Origin of the sequence: Nocardioides aequoreus (assembly GCF_000720335.1) — a bacterium.
Taxonomy (GTDB): Bacteria; Actinomycetota; Actinomycetes; order Propionibacteriales; family Nocardioidaceae; genus Marmoricola; species Marmoricola aequoreus.
Map to the genome: position 1 here is coordinate 76,413 of NZ_JOJN01000010.1, position 20,823 is coordinate 97,235.

General features: G+C 73.8%; 15 protein-coding genes. 10 read left to right on the top strand and 5 right to left on the bottom strand.

Going from position 1 to position 20,823, the window contains the following annotated elements; translation table 11 throughout:
* Positions 1-7 precede the first annotated feature (7 nt).
* From IG63_RS0116730 to IG63_RS0116740, 3 genes are read left to right on the top strand one after another with little or no spacing between them, the layout of a single operon-like run.
* Entirely contained in the window at positions 8-1,003 is a 996-nt protein-coding gene (locus tag IG63_RS0116730; RefSeq protein ID WP_030485496.1) for a branched-chain amino acid ABC transporter permease, read from the top strand.
* The gene (locus tag IG63_RS0116735; RefSeq protein WP_030485497.1) at positions 993-1,943 is read left to right on the top strand and encodes an ABC transporter ATP-binding protein; all 951 of its coding nucleotides are present in this window, start codon (positions 993-995) and stop codon (positions 1,941-1,943) included. The genes IG63_RS0116730 and IG63_RS0116735 overlap by 11 nt, the downstream gene beginning before the upstream one ends.
* On the top strand, positions 1,940-2,722 hold the full coding sequence (locus IG63_RS0116740; protein WP_030485498.1) for an ABC transporter ATP-binding protein: 783 nt from the start codon (positions 1,940-1,942) through the stop codon (positions 2,720-2,722). Before IG63_RS0116735 ends, IG63_RS0116740 begins: the two co-directional genes overlap by 4 nt.
* A 184-nt stretch (positions 2,723-2,906) precedes the next feature.
* On the opposite strand, the gene IG63_RS0116745 is transcribed toward IG63_RS0116740, so the two are convergent.
* Positions 2,907-4,208, bottom strand: a complete 1,302-nt coding sequence (locus IG63_RS0116745; protein WP_245604476.1) for an ABC transporter substrate-binding protein — start codon at positions 4,206-4,208, stop codon at positions 2,907-2,909.
* Positions 4,209-4,405: 197 nt separating this feature from the next.
* Positions 4,406-5,203: a DUF554 domain-containing protein gene (locus IG63_RS0116750; protein WP_030485500.1), complete on the bottom strand. Its 798-nt coding sequence runs from the start codon at positions 5,201-5,203 to the stop codon at positions 4,406-4,408.
* 93 nt (positions 5,204-5,296) lie between these two features.
* Between IG63_RS0116750 and IG63_RS0116755 the strand changes: the two genes are divergently transcribed.
* Together IG63_RS0116755 and polA are read left to right on the top strand one after the other, a co-directional pair.
* Complete coding sequence (locus tag IG63_RS0116755; RefSeq protein WP_051707038.1) at positions 5,297-5,866, top strand: GNAT family N-acetyltransferase; 570 nt, start codon at positions 5,297-5,299, stop codon at positions 5,864-5,866.
* Positions 5,867-5,920: 54 nt separating this feature from the next.
* Positions 5,921-8,608 carry a DNA polymerase I gene (gene polA, locus IG63_RS0116760; RefSeq protein WP_030485502.1) on the top strand — a complete coding sequence of 896 codons (2,688 nt, stop codon included), beginning with the start codon at positions 5,921-5,923 and terminating at the stop codon, positions 8,606-8,608.
* Here polA and IG63_RS0116765 read toward each other — a convergent pair.
* Complete coding sequence (locus IG63_RS0116765) at positions 8,534-9,880, bottom strand: lipopolysaccharide biosynthesis protein (RefSeq protein WP_211249366.1); 1,347 nt, start codon at positions 9,878-9,880, stop codon at positions 8,534-8,536. The two genes, polA and IG63_RS0116765, sit on opposite strands and share 75 nt — an antisense overlap.
* A 31-nt stretch (positions 9,881-9,911) precedes the next feature.
* Here IG63_RS0116765 and IG63_RS0116770 point away from each other — a divergent pair, with 31 nt between their 5' ends.
* From IG63_RS0116770 to IG63_RS0116790, 5 genes are all read left to right on the top strand, one after another.
* Positions 9,912-11,609, top strand: a complete 1,698-nt coding sequence (locus tag IG63_RS0116770) for an MmpA family trehalose lipid delivery protein (protein WP_157210250.1) — start codon at positions 9,912-9,914, stop codon at positions 11,607-11,609.
* A gap of 76 nt (positions 11,610-11,685) precedes the next feature.
* Positions 11,686-11,847 carry a DUF2613 family protein gene (locus tag IG63_RS22805; RefSeq protein WP_157210251.1) on the top strand — a complete coding sequence of 54 codons (162 nt, stop codon included), beginning with the start codon at positions 11,686-11,688 and terminating at the stop codon, positions 11,845-11,847.
* Between the two features lie 54 nt (positions 11,848-11,901).
* A complete protein-coding gene (locus IG63_RS0116780; RefSeq protein ID WP_245604477.1) occupies positions 11,902-13,086 on the top strand; it encodes a glycosyltransferase family 4 protein in 1,185 nt (394 codons plus the stop codon).
* Entirely contained in the window at positions 13,083-13,811 is a 729-nt protein-coding gene (locus tag IG63_RS0116785) for a class I SAM-dependent methyltransferase (protein WP_030485506.1), read from the top strand. Before IG63_RS0116780 ends, IG63_RS0116785 begins: the two co-directional genes overlap by 4 nt.
* 47 nt (positions 13,812-13,858) lie before the next feature.
* Positions 13,859-17,902 (top strand): alpha-(1->3)-arabinofuranosyltransferase domain-containing protein, encoded by a 4,044-nt coding sequence (locus tag IG63_RS0116790; protein WP_051707041.1) that lies wholly within the window; start codon positions 13,859-13,861, stop codon positions 17,900-17,902.
* Here IG63_RS0116790 and IG63_RS22285 read toward each other — a convergent pair.
* Together IG63_RS22285 and IG63_RS0116805 are read right to left on the bottom strand one after the other, a co-directional pair.
* Positions 17,791-18,981, bottom strand: a complete 1,191-nt coding sequence (locus IG63_RS22285) for an acyltransferase family protein (RefSeq protein ID WP_169741815.1) — start codon at positions 18,979-18,981, stop codon at positions 17,791-17,793. The two genes, IG63_RS0116790 and IG63_RS22285, sit on opposite strands and share 112 nt — an antisense overlap.
* Positions 18,978-20,804 carry a hypothetical protein gene (locus IG63_RS0116805; RefSeq protein ID WP_157210252.1) on the bottom strand — a complete coding sequence of 609 codons (1,827 nt, stop codon included), beginning with the start codon at positions 20,802-20,804 and terminating at the stop codon, positions 18,978-18,980. The genes IG63_RS22285 and IG63_RS0116805 overlap by 4 nt, the downstream gene beginning before the upstream one ends.
* Positions 20,805-20,823 lie beyond the last annotated feature (19 nt).

Below are 20,823 nucleotides of genomic sequence, written 5' to 3' on the forward strand. Positions count from 1 at the left end.
TTACGTCATGGACTTGTTCGAGATCCTCCGCGCCGCGCTGTCGCAGGCGCTCGGCCCCCAGGCCATCGTGCTCGCCCTGGCCGCCATCGGGCTCAACGTGCACTTCGGCTACACCGGGCTGCTCAACTTCGGCCAGGCCGGCTTCATGTCGGTCGCGGCGTACGGCCTCGCGGTGCCGATCGTGATCATGGACCTGCCCTTCGTGGCCGGCCTGGTGATGGCGCTGCTCATGCCGGTCGTGCTGGCGGTGGTCCTGGGCTTCCCGACGCTGCGGCTGCGGGCCGACTACCTCGCCATCGCGACGATCGCGACGGCCGAGATCCTGCGGCTGGTCTTCGGGTCGGTCGAGATGCGCGACATCTTCGGCGGCTCCAACGGCCTCACCGGCTACGCCCGCCCCTTCCAGGACCTCAACCCCTACGGCTCCGGCATCGACCTCGGCATCTTCGCGCTCAGCCGCAACGACCTGTGGGCGGCCACCGTCGGCTGGATCCTGGTGGCGCTGTGCAGCCTGCTGGTGTGGGCCCTGATGCGCAGCCCGTGGGGGCGCGTGCTGCGCTCGATCCGCGAGGACGAGCAGGCCGTGCGCTCCCTGGGCAAGAACGTCTTCGCCTACAAGATGCAGGCGCTCGTCCTCGGTGGTGTCTTCGGTGGTCTGGCCGGCCTCTTCCTGGCGTTGCGGCAGGCCTCGGTGGTGCCCAGCGACTACGGCACCAACATCACCTTCTTCGCCTACACCGCGCTGCTGATCGGCGGCGCCGCCCGGGTGCTCGGCCCGGTCGTCGGTGCCATCATCTTCTGGTTCCTGCTGTCCGGCCTGGGGGCGCTCTTCAGCCAGGCCACCAGCGGGGCGAACCCGTTGATCCCCGAGGTGATCATGTCCAACCAACAGGCCAGCCTGGTCCGCTTCATCCTGGTCGGCCTGGCGCTCATGCTGCTGATGATCTTCCGACCGCAGGGGATCTTCGGCGACCGTAGGGAGATCGCGATCGATGGCCGCTGAGAACACGACCGGGACCACACCCGGGAGCACGGGGGCCGTCGACGTCGGCGCCGCCCGGGCCGCGCTGCGCGAGGTTCCCAACGACCCGGGCGCGCCCAAGCCCGACCCCATCCTCGTCGGCAGCGGGCTGGTACGCCGCTTCGGCGGCCTCAAGGCCGTCGACGTGGGGCACATCGAGATCCAGCGCGGCGTCATCACCGCCCTGATCGGGCCCAACGGCGCGGGCAAGACCACGCTGTTCAACCTGCTCACCGGCTTCGACGAGCCCGACGAGGGCGACTGGTCCTTCAACGGCAGCTCGCTGCGCAAGGTGGCCTCCTACAAGGTCGCCCGGATGGGCATGGTGCGCACCTTCCAGCTCACCAAGGTGCTGGCCAAGCTGACCGTGATCGAGAACATGCGCCTGGGCGCCACGGGGCAGAAGGGCGAGCGCTTCTGGTCGGCGGTCTTCCCCTCGATCTGGCGCAAGCAGGAGGACGAGAACACCGTGCGCGCCGACGCGCTGCTCGACCGCTTCCTGCTCGCCAAGAAGCGCGAGGACTTCGCCGGCTCGCTCTCCGGTGGCCAGCGCAAGCTGCTCGAGATGGCCCGCGCGCTGATGGTCGACCCCGAGATGATCATGCTCGACGAGCCCATGGCGGGTGTGAACCCCGCGCTGAAGCAGTCGCTGCTCGGGCACGTGAAGTCGCTGCGCGACGAGGGCCGCACGGTGCTCTTCGTCGAGCACGACATGGACATGGTCCGCGACATCTCCGACTGGGTCATCGTCATGGCGCAGGGCAGCATCGTCGCGGAGGGCACCCCCGACGCGGTCATGGCCGACCCCCGCGTCATCGACGCCTACCTGGGCGCCCACCACGACACCGACCTCAGCGAGCTCGACGAGGAGAAGATCGAGGCCGAGGCGATGGCCGAGCTCGAGGGGAAGGACAAGCCGTGAGCGAGCAGAGCACCACCTCACCGGAGCGCGAGGCCCACCTCGCCGCCGCGGAGGGAGCCGTGCTGCGCGCGGACAACCTCATCGCTGGCTACCTGCCCGGGGTCAACATCCTCAACGGCGCCGACCTCTACTGCCACCCCGGTGAGCTGGTGGGCATCATCGGCCCCAACGGCGCCGGCAAGTCGACGCTGCTGAAGGCGATGTTCGGCCTGGTCACGGTCCACAGCGGCACGGTCGAGCTCAAGGGCCAGGAGATCACCAACCAGCGCGCCGACCAGCTCGTCTCCAAGGGCATCGGCTTCGTGCCGCAGAGCAACAACGTCTTCCCCAGCCTCACCATCGAGGAGAACCTCGAGATGGGCTGCTACCAGGAGCCGGGCAAGTTCTCCCAGCGCTTCGACTTCGTGACGGGGATCTTCCCCGCGCTGGGCACCCGCCGCAAGCAGCGCGCGGGGTCCCTGTCGGGCGGCGAGCGCCAGATGGTGGCGATGGGGCGCGCCCTGATGATGGAGCCCTCCGTGCTGCTGCTCGACGAGCCGTCGGCCGGCCTCTCCCCGGTCATGCAGGACGAGGTCTTCGTCCAGACGCGCAACATCAACCAGGCCGGCGTCTCGGTCGTCATGGTCGAGCAGAACGCCCGTCGCTGCCTGCAGATCTGCGACCGGGGCTACGTGCTCGACCAGGGCCGCAGCGCCTACACCGGCACCGGCCGGTCGCTGGCCGACGACCCCCGCGTCATCGAGCTCTACCTCGGCACGCTCGGCAAGAAGGCCGACTGACCGACCCTCACGCCGCACTCGGCAGCTTCACACCGGCCAGCCGGTGGAGCCGCCGAGTGCGGCGTGAGCGTCGTCATGGGCGGGCGAGGGCGACGCTGGTGTGGCACTCGCGTCGCCGGACAAGCCGAAGGGCCCCGGGAGCCGAAGCTCCCGGGGCCCTTGGCGTGTCAGCGAGTGACCCTGATCAGATCTCGCCCTCGATGTACTCGATGGCCTCGTTGGTGTTGTCGTCCTGGTACTCGTAGATGCCGATGGACGCGGCGGTGGGGCTGCCGGTCTCACCGAGCTCGATCGGACCGGAGGCACCGTCGTAGTCGATGTCCTCGCCGGCCTCGACCAGCTCCAGGCAGTCCGCGAAGGTGGTGCACTTCTCGCCACCGGTGGTGACGTCGACGATGCCTCCACCGACGGCCTCACCGGAGTCGTTCTCGGCGGCGACCGCGGCCAGCGCCGAGACGATCACGGCGTCGTAGGACTCCGCGGCGTAGGCGAAGCTGTTGAGGTCGGGGTCGACCTCGAGCAGCCGGTTGCGGAAGTCGTCGCCCGCGTCGGCGCCGGGGATGGTGCCCTTGGTGCCGGCCAGCGTGCCAGGAGGCAGCGGGGTGTCGGAGTCGGCCGAGTAGTCGGCGGTGTTGCCGTCGACGAAGTAGGTCGGCAGGTCCTGCGGACCGGCGCCGGCCTGGATCAGCTGCGGCACGATCGAGGCGGTCTCCTCGAAGCCGATCAGCACCAGCGAGTCGGCACCGGCACCGGCGATCTCCGCGACCTGGGAGTCGTAGGACGGGGCGCGCTCGCCGTAGAAGACGGTGTCGGCGACGGTGGCGCCGGCGTTCTCCAGGTTGGTGGTGACCTCCTGGGCGAGCGTCTCGCCGTAGGCGTCCTGGCGGGCCAGGATCGCCACGTTGGAGCGCTCGTCCTGCAGCAGCAGGTTGGCCATCACGGCGCCCTGCAGGATGTCGGAGGGCGCCGTGCGGAAGTACAGGTCCGGCTCGGCGTAGTCACCCTCGTCGAAGGCGGTGGAGGTGTTGGCCGGGGAGAACATCACGACGCCCGCGGCGAGGATCTTGTCGATCACCGTCAGCGAGACACCGGACGACGCGGCACCGACGATCACGTCGGCGTCGGCGTCGAGCAGCTTGTCGGTCTCGGCGGGGGCGATGCCCGAGTCGGTGTCGCCGGAGTCGGCGCGCACGTGCACGACGTCCTCGCCGAGCACGCCGCCCGCCTCGTTGATCTCCTCGACGGCCAGGTCGACGCCGGCGAACTCCGGCGGGCCGAGGAAGGCCAGGCTGCCGGTCTGGGGCAGCAGGGAGCCGATGGTCAGGGTGCCGTCGCCCTCGGCGGCGGCGGGAGCCTCGGACTCGCCCGAGGAGCCGCTGTCGCCGGAGTCCGAGTCGTCGGACCCGCCACAGGCGGAGAGTGCCAGGACGAGCGCGGCGGAGCCGGCCACGACCCTGCCCCAGGAGGTCATTCTGCGTCGATTCACGTGGTGAACCTTTCTCTTTGCTAACCGGCGGTGCGGAAGGGTGCCGCGGTTGGCCGGTCCCGGTGGGCCGTCGACCGCGAGAGAACCGTAGGTCTGCGTGTCGGCGGCGCCGCCGCCCCACCCGCGGTCGTTAGCGAACCGTTACGCAGGTGACGAATGAGGCGGAAGCGGCCTAGCCCAGTGGGGCGTCGAACGGCTCAGCCGCCCGCCGCACGCACGGCGACGACCGCGGCGGTGAGCAGGGGGGCGACGACGAGTGCCGGCAGCAGGTCGGCCACCTTCACCTGCTTGAGGTCGAGCAGTCGCAGCGCCACCCCCACCAGCAGCAGGCCGCCGGTCGCGGTGATGGCGTCGAGGTGGGCCGCGGGGACGACGTCGCCCAGGACCACGCCCAGGGCGGTGAGCCCACCCTGCACCACGACCAGGGCCACCACCGAGGCCGCGACGCCCCAGCCGAAGGCCGCCGCGAAGGCGATCGAGGCGAAGCCGTCGAGGGCCGACTTCAGCAGCAGCTGGTCGGGTCCGTCGCCCAGGCCCTCGCCGATGGAGCCGAGGATGGTGAGCGGGCCGACGCAGAAGACCAGCGAGGACACCACGAAGCCCTGCACGAAGCGCACCCGCTGGGCCTCCACCGCGTCGGCGTCGGCGTGGTCGCCTGCAGCCCGGTGGGAGGTACGCCGCACCAGCGTGCGCTGCAGCACTCCGCCGAAGGCCTCGAGGCGGTCCTCGAGCCGCAGCAGCGAGCCGACGATGCCGCCGCCGAGCACCGCGCCGAGCACGATGAGCATCGGTGCCGAGGAGCCGACGGCGGCCGCCAGCGCGGGCGAGGCGACGGCCGTCGCGGACGACGCGGCGATGAGCAGCGTCACCAGTCCGAGACCGTCGGTGACCACCGTCCGGGTGCGCTCGGGGAGCCGGTCGCCGGCCAGGACGCCGATGGTGCTGCCCACCAGGACCGTCGTCACGTTGACGGCCGTGCCGATGCCCGGGAACAATCCAACTCCTTGAGCCTGCAACTAGTGCGGGCCCCGTGTCCTTCGTCCGTCAGCCCTGTCGACATCCTGGCGGACGTCCGCTCAGGAGGTCGTATGGCGCGCCAGGCGTCCGTGGTCCGCGAGGCCGATCCCAGCGACGCAGCCGAGCTGCTGCTCCTGTGGGCGAGCGTGGCCCCCGGCACCGAGACCGGGGAGCGGGCCACCGCCGAGGCCGAGCGCGCGCTGGCCAACCTCGCCGCCGAGCCCGACGAGCGGCTGCTGGTCGTCGAGGACGACGGCCGCGTGGTGGCGGCGCTGCACCTGCAGCGCGGCCCGATCACCCCGCTGTCGCTGGAGCCGGCGGTGCACACCTCCTACCTGCTGGTGCAGCCGGAGTGCCGCCGCCAGGGCTACGGCCACCTGCTGATGGACGCCGCCGTCACGTGGGCCGAGGAGAAGGACGTCGCCCAGGTCACCGCCGTGACCGACGGGCACCGCGAGAACAACCGCTTCCTGGCCCGGCTGGGCCTGGCCACCGTGGCGACGGTGCGGCTCACCTCGACCGCGGCGTTGCGCAAGCGGCTCACCAGCGAGCGGGCGGCGACCAGCCGACCCGGCAACCGGCACCTCGTCGAGGTGCTCGCGGCGCGCCGCCACGCGCGGCGGCGCCAGGCGGCGGGCTGACCGGTCCCGGACGCCTCCTGGGAGGCTGTCGGAAGCCCGCGTTAGGGTCGCTGCGTGGCCGAGGAGACTGCTGATCAGACCCGTCCGCGCCTGCTGCTCCTCGACGGGCACTCGCTGGCCTACCGCGCGTTCTTCGCGCTGCCGGTGGAGAACTTCACCACTGCGACGGGGCAGCACACCAACGCCGTCTACGGCTTCACCTCGATGCTGACCAACGTGCTGCGCGACGAGCAGCCGACCCACATGGCGGTGGCCTTCGACAAGTCGCGCCAGACCTTCCGGCTCGAGGAGTACCCCGAGTACAAGGCCAAGCGCAACAAGACGCCCGACGAGTTCAGCAGCCAGCTGCCGCTCATCCAGCAGCTGCTCGACACCTTCCGGATCACCCACCTGACGCACGCCGGCTTCGAGGCCGACGACATCATCGCGACGCTCACCACCCAGGGCCTGGCCGACGGCTTCGAGGTGATGATCCTCACCGGCGACCGCGACTCGCTGCAGCTGGTCACCCCCGACTCCACGGTGCTCTACCCGATGCGGGGCGTCTCCGAGCTCGCCCGCATGACCCCCGACGCGGTCGAGGCCAAGTACGGCGTCCCGCCGCACCGCTACCCCGAGCTCGCCGCGCTGGTCGGGGAGGACTCCGACAACCTCCCGGGCATCCCGGGGGTCGGTCCCAAGACCGCCGCCAAGTGGATCGCCACCTACGACGGCCTCGACAACGTCGTGGCCCGCGCCGACGAGGTCAAGGGCAAGGCCGGCGACAACCTGCGCGCCCACCTCGACGACGTGATCCGCAACCGGCGCCTCAACGCGCTGGTGCGCGACCTCGCCCTCGACGTCCAGCCCTCCGGGCTCGGCCTGGGGGAGTGGGACCGCCAGGGCGCCCTCGAGCTGCTCGACGAGCTGGAGTTCCGTGGCGAGCTGCGCCAGCGCATCCTCGACACGCTCGCCCCCGAGCAGGAGCCGGAGGCCGAGGGGGGCTTCTCGCTGGAGGGCAGCACCATCGCCCCGGGCGAGCTGGCGGGCTACCTCGACGGTCTCGGCACCGACCCGGTCGGGCTGCACGTGCGCGGCGCGTGGGGCGCCGGGTCCGGCCGCGTCGAGGGCCTGGCCTTCGCCCAGGCCGAGGGTCCGGCGGCGTACGTCGACGCGAGCACGCTCTCGCCCGACGACGACGCCGCGCTGGCCGGCTGGCTGGCCGACCCCGAGCGGCCCAAGATCGTGCACGACGCCAACGGCCCGCTGCTCGCGCTCGGCGCCCACGGCTGGGAGCTGCGTGGTCTCGCCACCGACACCGCCCTGATGGCCTACCTGGTGGCTCCCGACCAGCGTGCCTACGCGCTGGCCGACCTGACCATGCGCCACCTCCGTCGCGAGCTCAAGCAGGAGGGCGTCGCCGAGCAGGACGCGCTCTTCGAGACCGGCGACGAGGTCGCCGAGGCGGCGATGCTGCACGCCCGGGCGGTGCTCGACCTGGCGGTGGTGCTCGAGGGCGACCTGGCCGAGCGGGGCGGCGAGCGGCTGCTCGCCGACATCGAGCTGCCCCTGGTGGGCGTGCTCGCGACCCTGGAGCGCACCGGCATCGCGGTCGACACCGACTTCCTCGAGGGCCTGGCGTCGCAGTTCGGCGACGCCGTCCGCGAGGCCGCCGCCGACGCCTACGAGGTGATCGGGCGCGAGATCAACCTCGGCTCGCCCAAGCAGCTGCAGGTGGTGCTCTTCGACGAGCTCGGCATGCCGAAGACCAAGCGCACCAAGACGGGCTACACCACCGACGCCGACGCGCTGGCCACCCTCTACGCGCAGACCGAGAACCCCTTCCTGCAGCACCTGCTGCGCCACCGCGACCAGATCCGGCTGCGCCAGACCGTCGAGGGGCTGCTGAAGTCCGTGGCCGGCGACGGCCGCATCCACACCACCTTCAACCAGACCATCGCGGCCACCGGCAGGCTCTCCTCGACCGACCCCAACCTGCAGAACATCCCGGTGCGCACCGAGGCCGGGCGCCGCATCCGCGAGGGCTTCGTGGTCGGCGACGGCTTCGAGGAGCTGATGACGGCCGACTACTCCCAGATCGAGATGCGGATCATGGCGCACCTCTCCGAGGACGCCGGCATCACCGAGGCCTTCCGCTCCGGCCACGACTTCCACTCCGTGACCGCCGCCCGCGTCTTCGACGTCGACCCCACGGCGGTCACCAGCGAGATGCGCGCCAAGATCAAGGCGATGAACTACGGGCTGGCCTACGGCCTCTCCGCCTACGGCCTCTCCCAGCAGCTGCGCATCGACACCAGCGAGGCGCGCGCGCTGATGGACGAGTACTTCGAGACCTTCGGCGGGGTGCGCGACTACCTGGCCGGCGTGGTCGACGAGGCTCGCCGCTCCGGCTTCACCGAGACCATCTTCGGACGGCGGCGCTACCTGCCCGACCTCACCAGCGACAACCGGCAGCGGCGCGAGATGGCCGAGCGGATGGCGCTCAACGCCCCGATCCAGGGCTCGGCGGCCGACATCATCAAGGTCGCGATGCTCCGGGTCGACGCGGCGCTGCGCGAGCAGCAGCTCGCCTCCCGGATGCTGCTCCAGGTGCACGACGAGCTCGTGCTGGAGGTGGCGACGGGGGAGCGCGAGGCGCTCGAGGCGCTGGTGCGCGCCGAGATGGCCTCAGCGGCCGAGCTCACCGTGCCGCTCGACGTCTCCGTCGGCACCGGGGCTTCCTGGCACGACGCCGCCCACTGACCCGGTCCCCGGACCGCCGCCCGCTGGCGGGTCGCCGGCGCCCGAGGCGCTCCTCGAGGCCGGACCGAGGCGCTGCAGGCTGGTGAGCAGCAGCAGCGCCAGCACCCCGGCGTCGACGGCCAGCACGCTGAGCAGCAGCGTGGTCACGCCGTCGGCGCTGCGGCTGAGCACGACCAGCGCCAGCAGTCCGGCCCACAGGGCGTAGACCGACCGGCGCGCCTGCCGGGCCACGACGCTGTAGACGACGAGCTGCAGCAGCGAGAGCACCGTGCCGAGGATCGCGAAGAGCCACAGCTGGTCCTGGATCTCGGCGTACTGCGGGCCGCCGACGAAGACGAGTGCGAGCCCGCTGAGCACCCACGCGGCCACCACGGCGAGCCCGCCCAGCACCAGGACCAGCCACAGGCTCTGGGTCAGGGCGCGGCGGCGCACGTCGGTGTCGGACATCGAGGGGAACGCGACGATCACCACGAACTGCGGCAGGAAGAGCACCGCCTTGACCAGGATCAGCCCCCCGGCGTACAGCCCGGCGTCGTGGGCGTCGAGCACGTCGCGCGCCACGATGACGTCGGCGTTGGAGAGGGCCAGGAAGGCCAGCAGCGCGTGCGAGTTGCGCCCGATCTCGCGCAGGATGCTGCGCGCGCTGTGGTCGTCGTCGGTGGTCACCTCGACGCGACCGGGAGCCGAGCGGCGCAGCGCCCACCAGCCGATCGCGACGGGGGCGAAGAAGGTCACCAGCACCGCGGCGACCGCCACCTGCTCCTCGGGCCGCCACAGCAGCAGCCCGGTGCCCACCACGAGCCGGGAGACCCCGGCGGTGGCGTAGAGCGCGGCCAGGGCGAGCCAGCGCCGCTCGCCCTGCAGCACGCCCGCCTGCGCGCCCATCAGGGTCATCGGGAAGGCCGTGAGGCCCACGAGCAGCGCGGTGGCGAGGCTGTCGAGGTTGAGCAGCGCGTTGATCGCCGGCGCCAGCGCCAAGCACGCTGCGGCGAGCCCGGCGGAGACCGCGAGCGAGACCCGCAGCAGCCGGCGCTCCACCTCGGCCACCGCCTCCGGGTGCGAGGCGACGCGGCGCGCTCCGGTGGTCTGCAGACCGAGCTGCAGCACGCTGAGCACCAGCAGCAGCCCCATGACAGCGGCGAAGGCGCTGTAGCTGCCCGGTCCGAGCAGCCGCGCCGCCACCATGGTGTAGCCGTAGGTGGCGACGTTCATCACCGCCATCGCGACCGCCATAACGGCGCCGGACCGGTGCCACGGCGTGCGCTGCTCCACGGAGGCGAGGGTACGGGGGCACCATGTCCCCGTGAGACGGCGCGTGCGGGCACAGGTCGCCCGGCCGGGGCGGCTGGAGACCGCGTGGGTCTGCCTCCTCGGGCTGCTCCTGCTCGGTCCCGCGCTGGCGCCGGGCTACGTGCTCAGCTACGACATGGTCTGGGTGCCGGACCTCGCGCTGACCCGTGACGCCCTCGGGCTCGGCAGCGGCCTCCCGCGGGCGGTGCCCTCCGACGCCGTGGTCGCGGTGCTCGACGAGCTGGTGCCCGCGGTGGTGCTGCAGAAGGCGGTGCTGCTCGGCGCCGTGGTCGGCGGCGCCCTGGGGGTGGTGCGGCTGCTCCCGCCCGACGCCGTCGTGCCGCGTCTGGTGGCCGGGGCGGCGTACGTGTGGAACCCGCTGGTCGTGGAGCGCCTGGTGATCGGCCACTGGCCACTGCTGCTCGGGTACGCCGTCGCGCCGTGGGTGGTGCTGGCGGCGCGCCGGTGGCAGCGCTCGGCCGCGGTGCCGGTCGCGCTGTGGTGGCTCGTCCCGCTCGGCAGCCTCAGCGCCAGCACGGGACTGGTCACGGGGCTGCTCCTCGTCGTGCTCACCGCGCGCCGGGAGGTACGCCGCTGGGCACAGCTCGGTGCGCTGCTGCTCCTGGCCAACCTGCCGTGGCTGGCGGCGGGGCTGCTGCACGCCGGCAGCGCGACCTCGACGGCGTCGGCCGCGGCCCGCTTCGGGCTGCACGCCGAGGGCTCGGTGCCCGCGCCCCTCGCGGCGCTGACGCTCGGCGGGATCTGGAACGCCGAGGTGGTGCCGGCCTCCCGCAGCGGCGCGCTCGGCTGGCTGGCCGCGGTGGTGCTGGTGCCGCTCGCGGCCGCGGGCGTCGGGCGGCTGCGCGCCCAGCTGGGGGAGCGCACCTGGTGGGGCCTGGTGGCGTGCTGGACCGTCGGCTGGCTCGGCGCGTGCCTCACCTGGCTGGCGCCCGGCGCGGTCGGCGCGGTGGCCGCGGTGGTCCCGGGTGGCGGGGTGCTGCGCGATGGGGCGCGGCTGCTGGTGCTCTGCGCCCCCCTGCTGTGCCTGGCGCTCGGTGCCGGTGCCGGACGGCTGCTCGAGCGGGTCCCCGAGCCCGCGCGGGTCGGCGCGGCCCTGGGGCTGCTCGCGCTGCCCCTGGCGCTGCTGCCGGGCGTCGCGTGGGGCGCCGGCGGCGCGCTGCGCGCGGTCGACTACCCGGCCGACCACGCCGCGGCCCGCGCGGCCGTGCAGCAGCAGCGACCCGAGGGCGACACGGTGCTCCTGCCCTTCAGCAGCTACCGGGCACCGGCGTGGAACGGCGGCCGCAAGGTGCTCGACCCGACCGGTCGCTACCTCGGCGTCGACGTGGTGCAGGACGACACCCTCGCCGTCTCGGGTCGATTGCTGCCCGGCGAGGACCCCCGCGCCGCGCAGGTGCGCGAGGTGCTCGCCGGTGGCAACCCGCGCTCGCGCGCCGAGGACCTCGCGGCGCTCGGGGTCGGCGCGGTCGTGCTCGAGCTCGGTGCGGGGGCATCCGTGGCCGTCGCAGGGGAGCCCTGGCACCGCGGCACCGAGCTCGTGGTGCAGGGCCTGGCGGACGTCGCGCCGGTCGCGGTGCCGCGGACCTGGCGCGCCGTGATGGCGGTGGCCTGGGCCGGCTTCGTGGGCGCCCCGCTCGTGGCGACGGGGCTGGCCCTGCGGCGGAGAGCTAGACCACTGGCACCCGGCTGAGGACCACCGGTCGCGAGATTCCGGTGCCGTGCGTACTCGGTGGTAACGTTCCCCCGGATCTCAGGGAGGGACACCAGTGACGACCACGTCGATTCTCACCACCATCGCCAGTCTCATCGCCGGGAGCGCCATCGCCGCCGTGGGCGTGGTCGGCCTGGTCAGCTCGCAGACGAGCGCACCGTCGCAGTCGCCGACCAACGCCAACCAGCCGGTCGTCATCGACTACGGCTCCAACTGACGTATGGAGGGCCCTGCCCTCCCGCGTCCTGCGAGCACCATGCACGACTCACCCGTGCCAGCCGACCACTCGGCCGGCGGCGACACCCTCGCCGGCGCCGAGATCGTCTTCCTGAGCTGGCGTGACACCCGCAACCCCGAGGGCGGCGGCGCCGAGCGCTACCTCGAGCAGATGGCCGCCGGCCTGGTCGCCCGGGGGGCGAAGGTCACCGTCTTCTGCGCCGCGCACGCGGCGGCCCCCACCGAAGAGGTCGTCGACGGCATCCACTTCGTCCGTCGCGGCGGCAAGCTCTCGGTCTACCTCCAGGCCCTGCGCGCCCTGCGGCGCGGCGACCTGGGCCGACCCGACCTCGTCGTCGACGTCCAGAACGGCCTGCCCTTCTTCTCGCGGCTGGCGACCCGCGCGCCCGTCGTCGTCCTGGTCCACCACGTGCACCGCGAGCAGTGGCCGGTGGTCTACCCGGGCGTGACCGGACGCATCGGCTGGTGGGTCGAGCGGCGGCTGGCGCCGTGGCTCTACCGTCGCGAGCAGTACGTCGCGGTCTCGCGGGCCACCCGGGGCGAGCTGCGCGACCTGGGCGTCACGGGCGACCGGGTCGCCGTGGTGCACAACGGCACCGACCCGGCGCTGCCGACCGCGCAGCGCCGCTCGGCCACCCCGCTGCTCACCACCGTCGGGCGGCTGGTGCCGCACAAGCAGGTCGAGCACGCGATCGACGCGGCCGTCGCCCTGCGCGCCACCCACCCCGGTCTGCAGCTGCGGGTGGTCGGCAGCGGCTGGTGGGAGCAGGAGCTGCGGGCCCACGCCGCGGCGGCCGACCCGGCCGGCGAGGTGGTGGTCTTCGAGGGCCAGGTCGACGAGCAGCGCAAGCACGACGTCTACGCCGAGGCGTGGCTGCAGCTGCTGCCCTCCCTCAAGGAGGGCTGGGGCCTGGTCGTCGGCGAGGCCGGCATGCACGGCACCCCGACCGTCGCCTACGCCGACGCCGGGGGCACCCGCGAGTCGATCGAGCACGACGTCTCCGGGCTCCTGGTCGACTCCGAGCCCGCCTTCCGGGCCGCGGTGGCGGCCCTGCTCGACGACGACGAGCGACGCGCCAAGCTCGCCGACGGCGCCGTCCGGGTCAGCCACACCTTCACCTGGGCTCACGCCCAGGAGTCCTTCGCCGTGGTGCTGCGCGAGGTGCTCGCGGGTCGCCGGGTCGCCGCCCAGGATCCTGTCGAGGACCCTGAGGCGTGACCTCCTGGCGCCCGACGCTGCGTCGCTCCGTGCGGCTGCTGCGCGACTTCCGCTACGAGCAGCCCGACCCCGACCGCTTCTACGGCGCGCTCGCCGCCGACTCCGCCGCCCAGCTCGCCCACTTCGTCGACCTCGACGGTCGGCTGATGCTCGACGTCGGCGGTGGCCCCGGCTACTTCCGCGCCGCCTTCGAGGCCCGCGGGGCTTCGTACCTCGCCCTCGACGCCGACGCGGGTGAGCTGGCGGGCCTCGGCGAGATCGCCCGCGGCACGGTGGTCGGCAGCGGCATGGAGCTGCCCTTCCGCGACGACGCCGTCGACGTCTGCTACTCCAGCAACGTGCTCGAGCACGTGCCCGACCCCTGGCGGATGGCCGAGGAGATGGTGCGGGTCACCCGGCCCGGCGGCACGGTCTTCCTCAGCTGGACGGTCTGGTACGGCCCCTGGGGCGGGCACGAGACCGCCCCCTGGCACTACCTGGGCGGGCTGCGGGCGCGTCGCCGCTACCGCCGCCGGCACGGGCGGGAGCCCAAGAACAGGTACGGCGAGTCGCTCTTCGCGGTCACCGTCGGCGAGGGCCTGCGCTGGGCCCGCGCCCAGCAGCAGGCCGACGTCGTCGCGCTGCTGCCGCGCTACAACCCTCGCTGGACCTGGTGGCTGCTGCGCGTGCCCCTGCTCCGGGAGGTGGTGACGTGGAACCTCGTCATCGTGCTCCGGAAGCGCTGAGCCCCCCCGTCCCCGCCGACCGGGCAGCCACCGCGAGCACCATCCGCGTGCGGCTGCTCGCCTGCTGCGTGCTGCTCACGGCGGTGGCCTTCGTGCAGGACCCGGGCCTGGTCCTCGCCGACACCAAGCTCGACCTGGTGCTCGACCCCGGTCGCTTCCTGGCCCGCGCCACCGACCTCTGGGACCCCGCCAGCGCCTTCGGCCAGCTGCAGAACCAGGCCTACGGCTACCTGTGGCCGATGGGCCCCTTCTTCTGGCTCGGGGCGCTGCTCGACCTCCCCGGCTGGGTGGTGCAGCGGCTCTGGTGGGCGCTGCTGCTGTGCACCGCCTTCGTCGGCACGGCCAAGGTGGTCCGGGCCCTCGGCGTCCGCAGCGACCTCGCGGTGCTCACGGCGGCCTTCGCCTACACGCTGTCACCGCGGGTGCTGACCGTGCTCGGGCCGATCTCGGTGGAGGCGTGGCCCAGCGCGCTGGCCCCCTGGGTGCTGCTGCCGCTCGTCCTCGGCGCCGAGCGCGGCTCCCCCCGGAGGTACGCCGCCCTCTCGGCGCTGGCGATCGCCATGGTGGGCGGCGTCAACGCCGCCGCGACCTTCGCGGTGGTCCCGCTCGGCGCGGTCTGGCTGCTCACCCGCGAGCGCGGCCCGCGCCGCCGGGCCCTGATGCTGTGGTGGCCCGCCCTCACCCTGCTCGGCACGCTGTGGTGGCTGGTGCCGCTCTTCACCCTGGGCGCCTACAGCCCGCCCTTCCTGGACTTCATCGAGAGCGCGTCGATCACGACCTACCCGACGACGCTCTTCGACGCCCTGCGCGGCACGTCCAACTGGGTGCCCTACGTCAGCACGGGCTCGCGGGCGGGCAACGACCTGGTGACGCAGGGCTACCTGGCCGTGATGGGCGCCGTCCTCGTCGCCGGCGGCCTCGTCGGCCTGCTCGACCGCCGGCAGCCGCACCGCTGGTTCCTCTCGCTCTCGCTGCTCGTCGGGCTGCTCATGGTCACCGCCGGTCACCAGGGCGCCGTCCAGGGGCTCCTCGCCGGTGGGTTGGCCGAGGCGCTCGACGGCGCGCTCGCTCCGCTGCGCAACGTGCACAAGTTCGACCCGGTCGTCCGCCTGCCCCTGGTGGTCGGGCTGGCGTGGACGCTCGAGCGGCTGCTCCGGGCGCGGGTGCGTGGCCTGGGTCGCCTCGACCGTGGCGTCGCGGTCGGCGTCGTGCTGGTCGCGGTCACCGTGGCAGCCTCGCCGGCGCTGCTGACCCGGCTGGCGCCGTCGGGCGCCTTCCTCGACGTGCCCGACTACTGGCGCGAGACCGCCGGCTGGCTGGAGCGCAACGCCGCGCCGGGCACCGCCCTGCTGGTGCCGGGGTCGCCCTTCGGGGAGTACGTCTGGGGCGACCCGCACGACGAGCCGATGCAGGCGCTGGCGCGGTCGAGCTGGGCGGTGCGCAACCAGATCCCGCTGACGCCCCCCGGCAACATCCGGCTGCTCGACCGCATCGAGCGGGCCTTCGCGGAGGGCGAGGGCTCCCGCGCGCTGACGCAGTCGCTGCGTCGGGCCGGGGTGCGGTGGCTCGTCGTCCGGGGTGACCTGCAGCCCACCAGCGACGTGCCGGACCCCGCAGTGGTGCGACAGGCGCTGGCGGGCTCGCCCGGGCTGGCGCCGGTGCGCGGCTTCGGCCCCGACGTGGGGGGAGAGCCCTTCCTGTACGACGGGGACACCCGGGTCGTGGTCAACGGCGCCCGGCAGCGGACCCAGCCGGCGGTGGAGGTCTGGGAGGTCTCGCTGCCACGCCCCGCGCAGACCACCACCGCTCGCCCGACCGTGGTCGCGGGCGGTCCGGAGGACCTGCTCGACCTCGAGGACCTCGGCGTGATCGGCGACGCGGCGACGGTGCTGTCGCCTGACGTGCCCGACGGCGAGCTGACCGGCGCCCTGCGCGACGCCCCGGTCGTGCTGACCGACGGCCTGCGCGAGCGAGAGCGCAACTTCGCCCGCGTGCACGACGGCTACGCCCCCGTCACGACGGCGGGCGACGAGCGGCGTACCGGCAACCCGCGCTCGGACTACCTGGCGCCAGGCCGGGCCGCGTGGCAGACCACGGCGACGCTGCTCGGCGCTGCCGAGGTGGGTGCCAGCTCCTCGGCGTCCGACGCCACCGCCACCACGGGCAGCGACCGGGGTCGGCTGCCGTACGCCGCGGTCGACGGCGACCCCGCCACCCAGTGGAGCGCGGATCCCGCCGACCCGGGTCCGGACCTCTGGCGGCTCGGGCTGAGCAGGGTGCGCGACGTGGGCCAGGTGACGCTCACCGGTGGCGACGCGGCGGCGGACTCCCAGGAGGTGCGGGTCGTCACGGCCCGCTGGCGCAGCGACCCGGTGGCGCTCGGGCCGGGGGAGCAGGTCACGGTCGAGGTCGACGCCCCGGCCACGGCTGCCCTCGAGGTGGTGCAGGTGGGGTCGGGCCGCGTCCCGCTCGCCCTGGCCGAGGTCGAGGTGCCCGGGGTGGAGGTGCAGCGTCGGCTCGACCTGCCCCGGCTCCCGCGCTCGTGGGGCGCGCCCGACGCCGTGGTGCTGCGGGCCGACCTCGACCCCCGCGCCGGTTGCACCGAGGTCGGGGACGCGGTGCCCTGCACCGCGGCCGCGATCCGTCACAGCGAGGAGGCGGCCGGGATGGCGCGACGCTTCGTGGTCGCTGAGGGCGCGTCGTACGCCGCGGACCTGCGGGTGCGCCCGCGCCCCGGCCCGGGCCTGGCCGAGCTGCTCGCGGAGTCGCGGCTGCTCGGGGTGAGCTCGTCGAGCGCGGGGGTGCCCGACGTCCGCGGCTCCGCGCTCGCCGCTGTCGACGGCGACCCGGGCACGGCGTGGGTCGCCGACGCCGACGACCCCGCACCCGCGCTCTCGCTCGCGTGGCTGGAGCCCCAGCGGCTGACCGGGGTCTCGCTGCAGGTGCCCGACAGCAGCCCGGTGGCGCGACCCACCTCGCTCCGGCTGGTGTGGCCCCAGGGGTCGCGCGAGGTGACGCTGGAGCAGGGCCGGGCGCGCTTCCCGGCGATCCGGACCGACCAGCTCCGCGTGGAGGTGACCGGCGTCGAGCAGGCCGTCGACCTCGACTTCGCCGCCGCGGGCAGCGAGCTCCCCGCGGGTGTCGCCGAGCTCGACCTCAGGGGGGCCGACCTCCTCCCGCAGCCACCCTCGACGCGCGCCGTCGCGCGTCCGTGCGGCACCGGCCCCGACGTCGACGTCGCGGGCGAGCGCCTGCGCACCGCGCTCGTCGCCTCCGACGCGCAGCTGGTCGCCGGCGACAGCCTGCCGGCCCGGCTCTGCGACGCCGAGGGGAGCACCCGCACCCGGCTCGACCTCGGCCCGGGGATCGTCGACGTCGCGTCACGGCCCTCGGCGGCCTTCGAGCTGGAGTCGCTCGTGCTGACCCGCGGCGGCGCCGACGCCCTCCCCGCGGCCGGTGAGTCCGCGGAGCCCGACGCCGGCCTCCGGGCGTTGCGCCACAACTCCAACCCGGGGTGGACGTCGGGAGTCGCCGGCGCCAGGTCACAGGTCGTCGACGGGTGGCGGCAGGGCTGGGAGGTCGGCTCGGCGGCGCCGCTCGCGCCGCGCTTCGCCCCGCAGGGCGTCTACCGCGCCGGCCTGCTGGTGGGCGCGGTCGCCCTGCTCGGCCTGGTGGCGCTCGTCGCGACGACGACGTGGCGTCGTGGCCGCGAGGCCGCCGCCGGCCAGCCGCCGCCGCTGGCCGGGGGGCGTCCCTCGTCGTGGTGGGGAGGGGTGGCCGCGCTGCTCGGCGGTGCGCTGCTGGCCGGCCTCCCGGGCGTGCTGGTGGCCGTCGTCGTGGGTGGCCTGGTGCTCGGACGCCGCCGTGTCGGTGCGCTGGGCCGGGTGGCGCCTGCGGGGCTGGTGCTCGTGACCTCCGTGGCCTACCTGGCCCGCCCCTGGGGCGACCCGTCGGGCTGGGCGGGCGACCTCGCCTGGCCTCAGCTGCTCGCGCTGCTGCCGGTCCTGGCGGCGCTCGCGCTGGCGCTGCTCGACGACCGTGACGAGCCCAGGCCGCGCCAGCGCATGGCGGGCAGCTCCACGAGCCGGTAGCCCAGCTCGGCGGCGACCAGGCTGGCGACGACGGTCAGCAGCCAGATCTGCGCGAGCCGACCGTCGAAGAGCTCCCACCCGGTCGTCCACATCACGAGGTGGAGCAGCGGCAGGTGCAGGCAGAAGACGCCGTAGGAGATCTGCCCGAGGCGTCGCAGCGGCCGGGCCTCGAAGACCGTGCGGAAGCCGCCAGGGCCGGCGAAGACGGCGGGCAGCAGCAGCAGCGCGCCGACGCCGGCGTACACGAGGTGCTTGAAGACCGCCTCCCCGGTGGTGGGGGCGGCCAGCATCGTCGGCCCGGCGAGCGGGGTGGCGGTCAGGAGCAGCAGGCCCAGCGCCGCGACCCAGCAGGCTCCCGGCTGCCGGCCCAGCGTGACGAGCGTCGACACGGTCCGCGAGGTGCTGCCGTGGTCGTGGCGCACGCTGGCGGCGGCGATGCCGATGCCGACCGCGAACCAGCTCAGGTAGCCCGGGAGCCACTGCGCCGGCTGCCCGCCGACGACGCCCTCGAGGCGGGGCACCGCGACGACGTGCCAGACCGCACCGAGCACGACCATCGCCGCCAGCACGCCGGCCAGTCGCACCCGCCCCAGGCGCGGCCGGCCCGGCCGGCCGACGACCGCCACCATGAGCAGGGGGAGCACCAGGTAGAAGGTGACCTCGACCGCCAGGCTCCACATCTGGGTGAGCCCGTCGGGCAGCGACGGGTGCACGAAGGTGTCGAGCAGCAGCAGCGTCACCACCCAGTCGCCGGCGTCGCGGTCGGCGTTGGCGCTGATCAGGCTCAGCGCGAGCACCACCGTGACGGCGTACAGCGGCATGATCCGCAGGAAGCGGTGCCACAGGTAGCGCCCGGCCCGCGGCGACGGCCGTCCCTCCTGCGCCGCGGCCAGCCACGGCCGGGCCAGCAGGAAGCCCGAGAGGGCGAAGAAGATCGCGACGCCCACGTCGAGCCGCGCCAGCACCGTGCCCCACAGGCCGTGACCGGTGTAGGCCCCGGCCCAGAACGCCGCGTGGGTGGTCAGCACGGCAAGCGCACCCACGGCGCGCAGGGTGTCGAGCGCGGGCAGCCGGTTCACGAGACGGGAACCGGCTCGACAGACCCCGCGCTGACCCTGTCGACGCACAGCACGGTGGCGGGGGAGTCGGTGCGCAGCGTGACCTCGTCGACCCGGCCTTCGCCGCGCACGAAGTAGCGGTGCAGCCCCTGGCGCACCTCACCCTCGAGGTCGAGGCCGCCGACGGTGATGGTCATCGCGCCATCCTCCCCGGCCAGGTAGGCGATCTCCAACCACCAGAAGAACTCTCCTGGCTCACCGGTCATCGGTACGACCACCGGCTCGTCACGCACCAGGAAGCCGCAGTCGTCGGCGGGTCGCCCGGTCGAGGTGGCCCCTTCGACGGCGACGGCCGAGGGCGCGCCGTCGTCAGCAAGCAGCTCCAGGTCGGTGCCGGCCTCGAACGCCTCGACACGGTCGGTGTCCAGCGTGGCGAAGAGTCTTCCGGGCAGGTTGTCCGGGAAGCTCGTGCCGGGCACCACCTCGGCCGGCACGGGCTCGTCGAGGACCCGGAGCCGCCGTTCCTGGCTCTCCGCGGCCACTCGCTGCACGAAGGTCCGCGTCGGGAACTCGTGCCAGTGCTCGGTGTAGCGGACGCTGGAGACGACGGCGCCACCCACGACGGCGAGCAGCACCGCTGCGACGATGACTCGCTCGCGCCGCGGCAGCCTGGGCCCAGCGGCGGGCGGCTCGGCGAGAGTTCCCGGACCACGGAGCACCAGCGCCAGCGCCAGCGTGAGCACCGGCGCGAGGTCGGCGAGGTAGCGCAGCTCCAGCCCGGAGTCGGAGCCGATCAGGCTGGCTCGACCCCGGGCCACGAGCACGATCGACACCGCGAGGTAGGGAAGTGCGACGAGCAGGGGAGCGATCCCGGCCTCGGTGCGACGCCACAGCCAGCCCAGCAGGACGACGACGCCCACGCACGACAGGGTCGCGAGAGCGGAGGACGTCGCCACCGTCGCCAGCGGGGGGTTCCGGTCGTCCCACGTCCAGGGCCCGCCGAGCAGCGCCGGCCCGAGCGCTCGTCGGAGGACGGTGTCGGCCAGGCTCAGGTACGGGGTGGTCTCACCGGTGTCGATCGGGTTGGGGACGGCTGCGATGTAGTAGGCGACGTAGGCGACGACCGCCGCCGCGTACGCCGCCCACAGGCCGAGGTGCCTGCGCAGGTGTCTCCCGGACCGACGCGTCCAGCTGCCGTCGGGCGTCTCGACGGGCGACCACCACAGCAGGCTCAGCGCGAGGACCGGCAGCACGATGAGCACCGCCTTGACGTAGCAGGCGAGCCCCAGCACCAGCGAGGCCACCGCCAGCACGGCGTGGAGCCGCCGACCCGAGCGCAGGTAGCGCACGTGCCACAGCACGACGAGGAAGAAGGCCAGCTGCACCGGCACCTGGTTGAGGGCCGAGGCCCACCAGGAGAGACCGGGCAGGGTCATCGGGGTGAAGAGGTAGAAGGCCAGCGGCACCAGGGCGCGCCGACGCGCTCCCAGGATCTCGGACAGCATCGCCCAGCAGGCAAGGCTCGCGAAGGCTTGCAGCACCACGATGCTGGCCGCAGCGGCACCCCAGGGCAACACACCTGCGCTCTCGACCATGGCCGACACCAGGAGCCCCCCGGGCATCAGCTGGCTGTCGTGAGGGCTCGTCAGGAAGGCCCACGTGAGTGGCTGCTCGGAGGCGTCGGTCAGGAGCTCGAGATCATCGCCGTAGAACCAGCCGGAGCCCACCGCGAGCCCGCGGGTCAGCAGCTGCACGACAACGAGCGCGAGCGCCACCAGCGTCACTGGCACGCGGAGGTCGCGCCACGTCGCCGGGGCGCTCCGAGACTCTCCCGGGATCGGCACGCGCGGAAGTGTCGCACGG

What these genes read in the sequence shown, in the direction of transcription:
- IG63_RS0116730 (WP_030485496.1), top strand. Translation starts at nt 8, where the DNA reads ATGGACTTGTTCGAGATCCTCCGCGCCGCGCTGTCGCAGGCGCTCGGC.
- IG63_RS0116735 (WP_030485497.1), top strand. Translation starts at nt 993, where the DNA reads ATGGCCGCTGAGAACACGACCGGGACCACACCCGGGAGCACGGGGGCC.
- IG63_RS0116755 (WP_051707038.1), top strand. Translation starts at nt 5,297, where the DNA reads ATGGCGCGCCAGGCGTCCGTGGTCCGCGAGGCCGATCCCAGCGACGCA.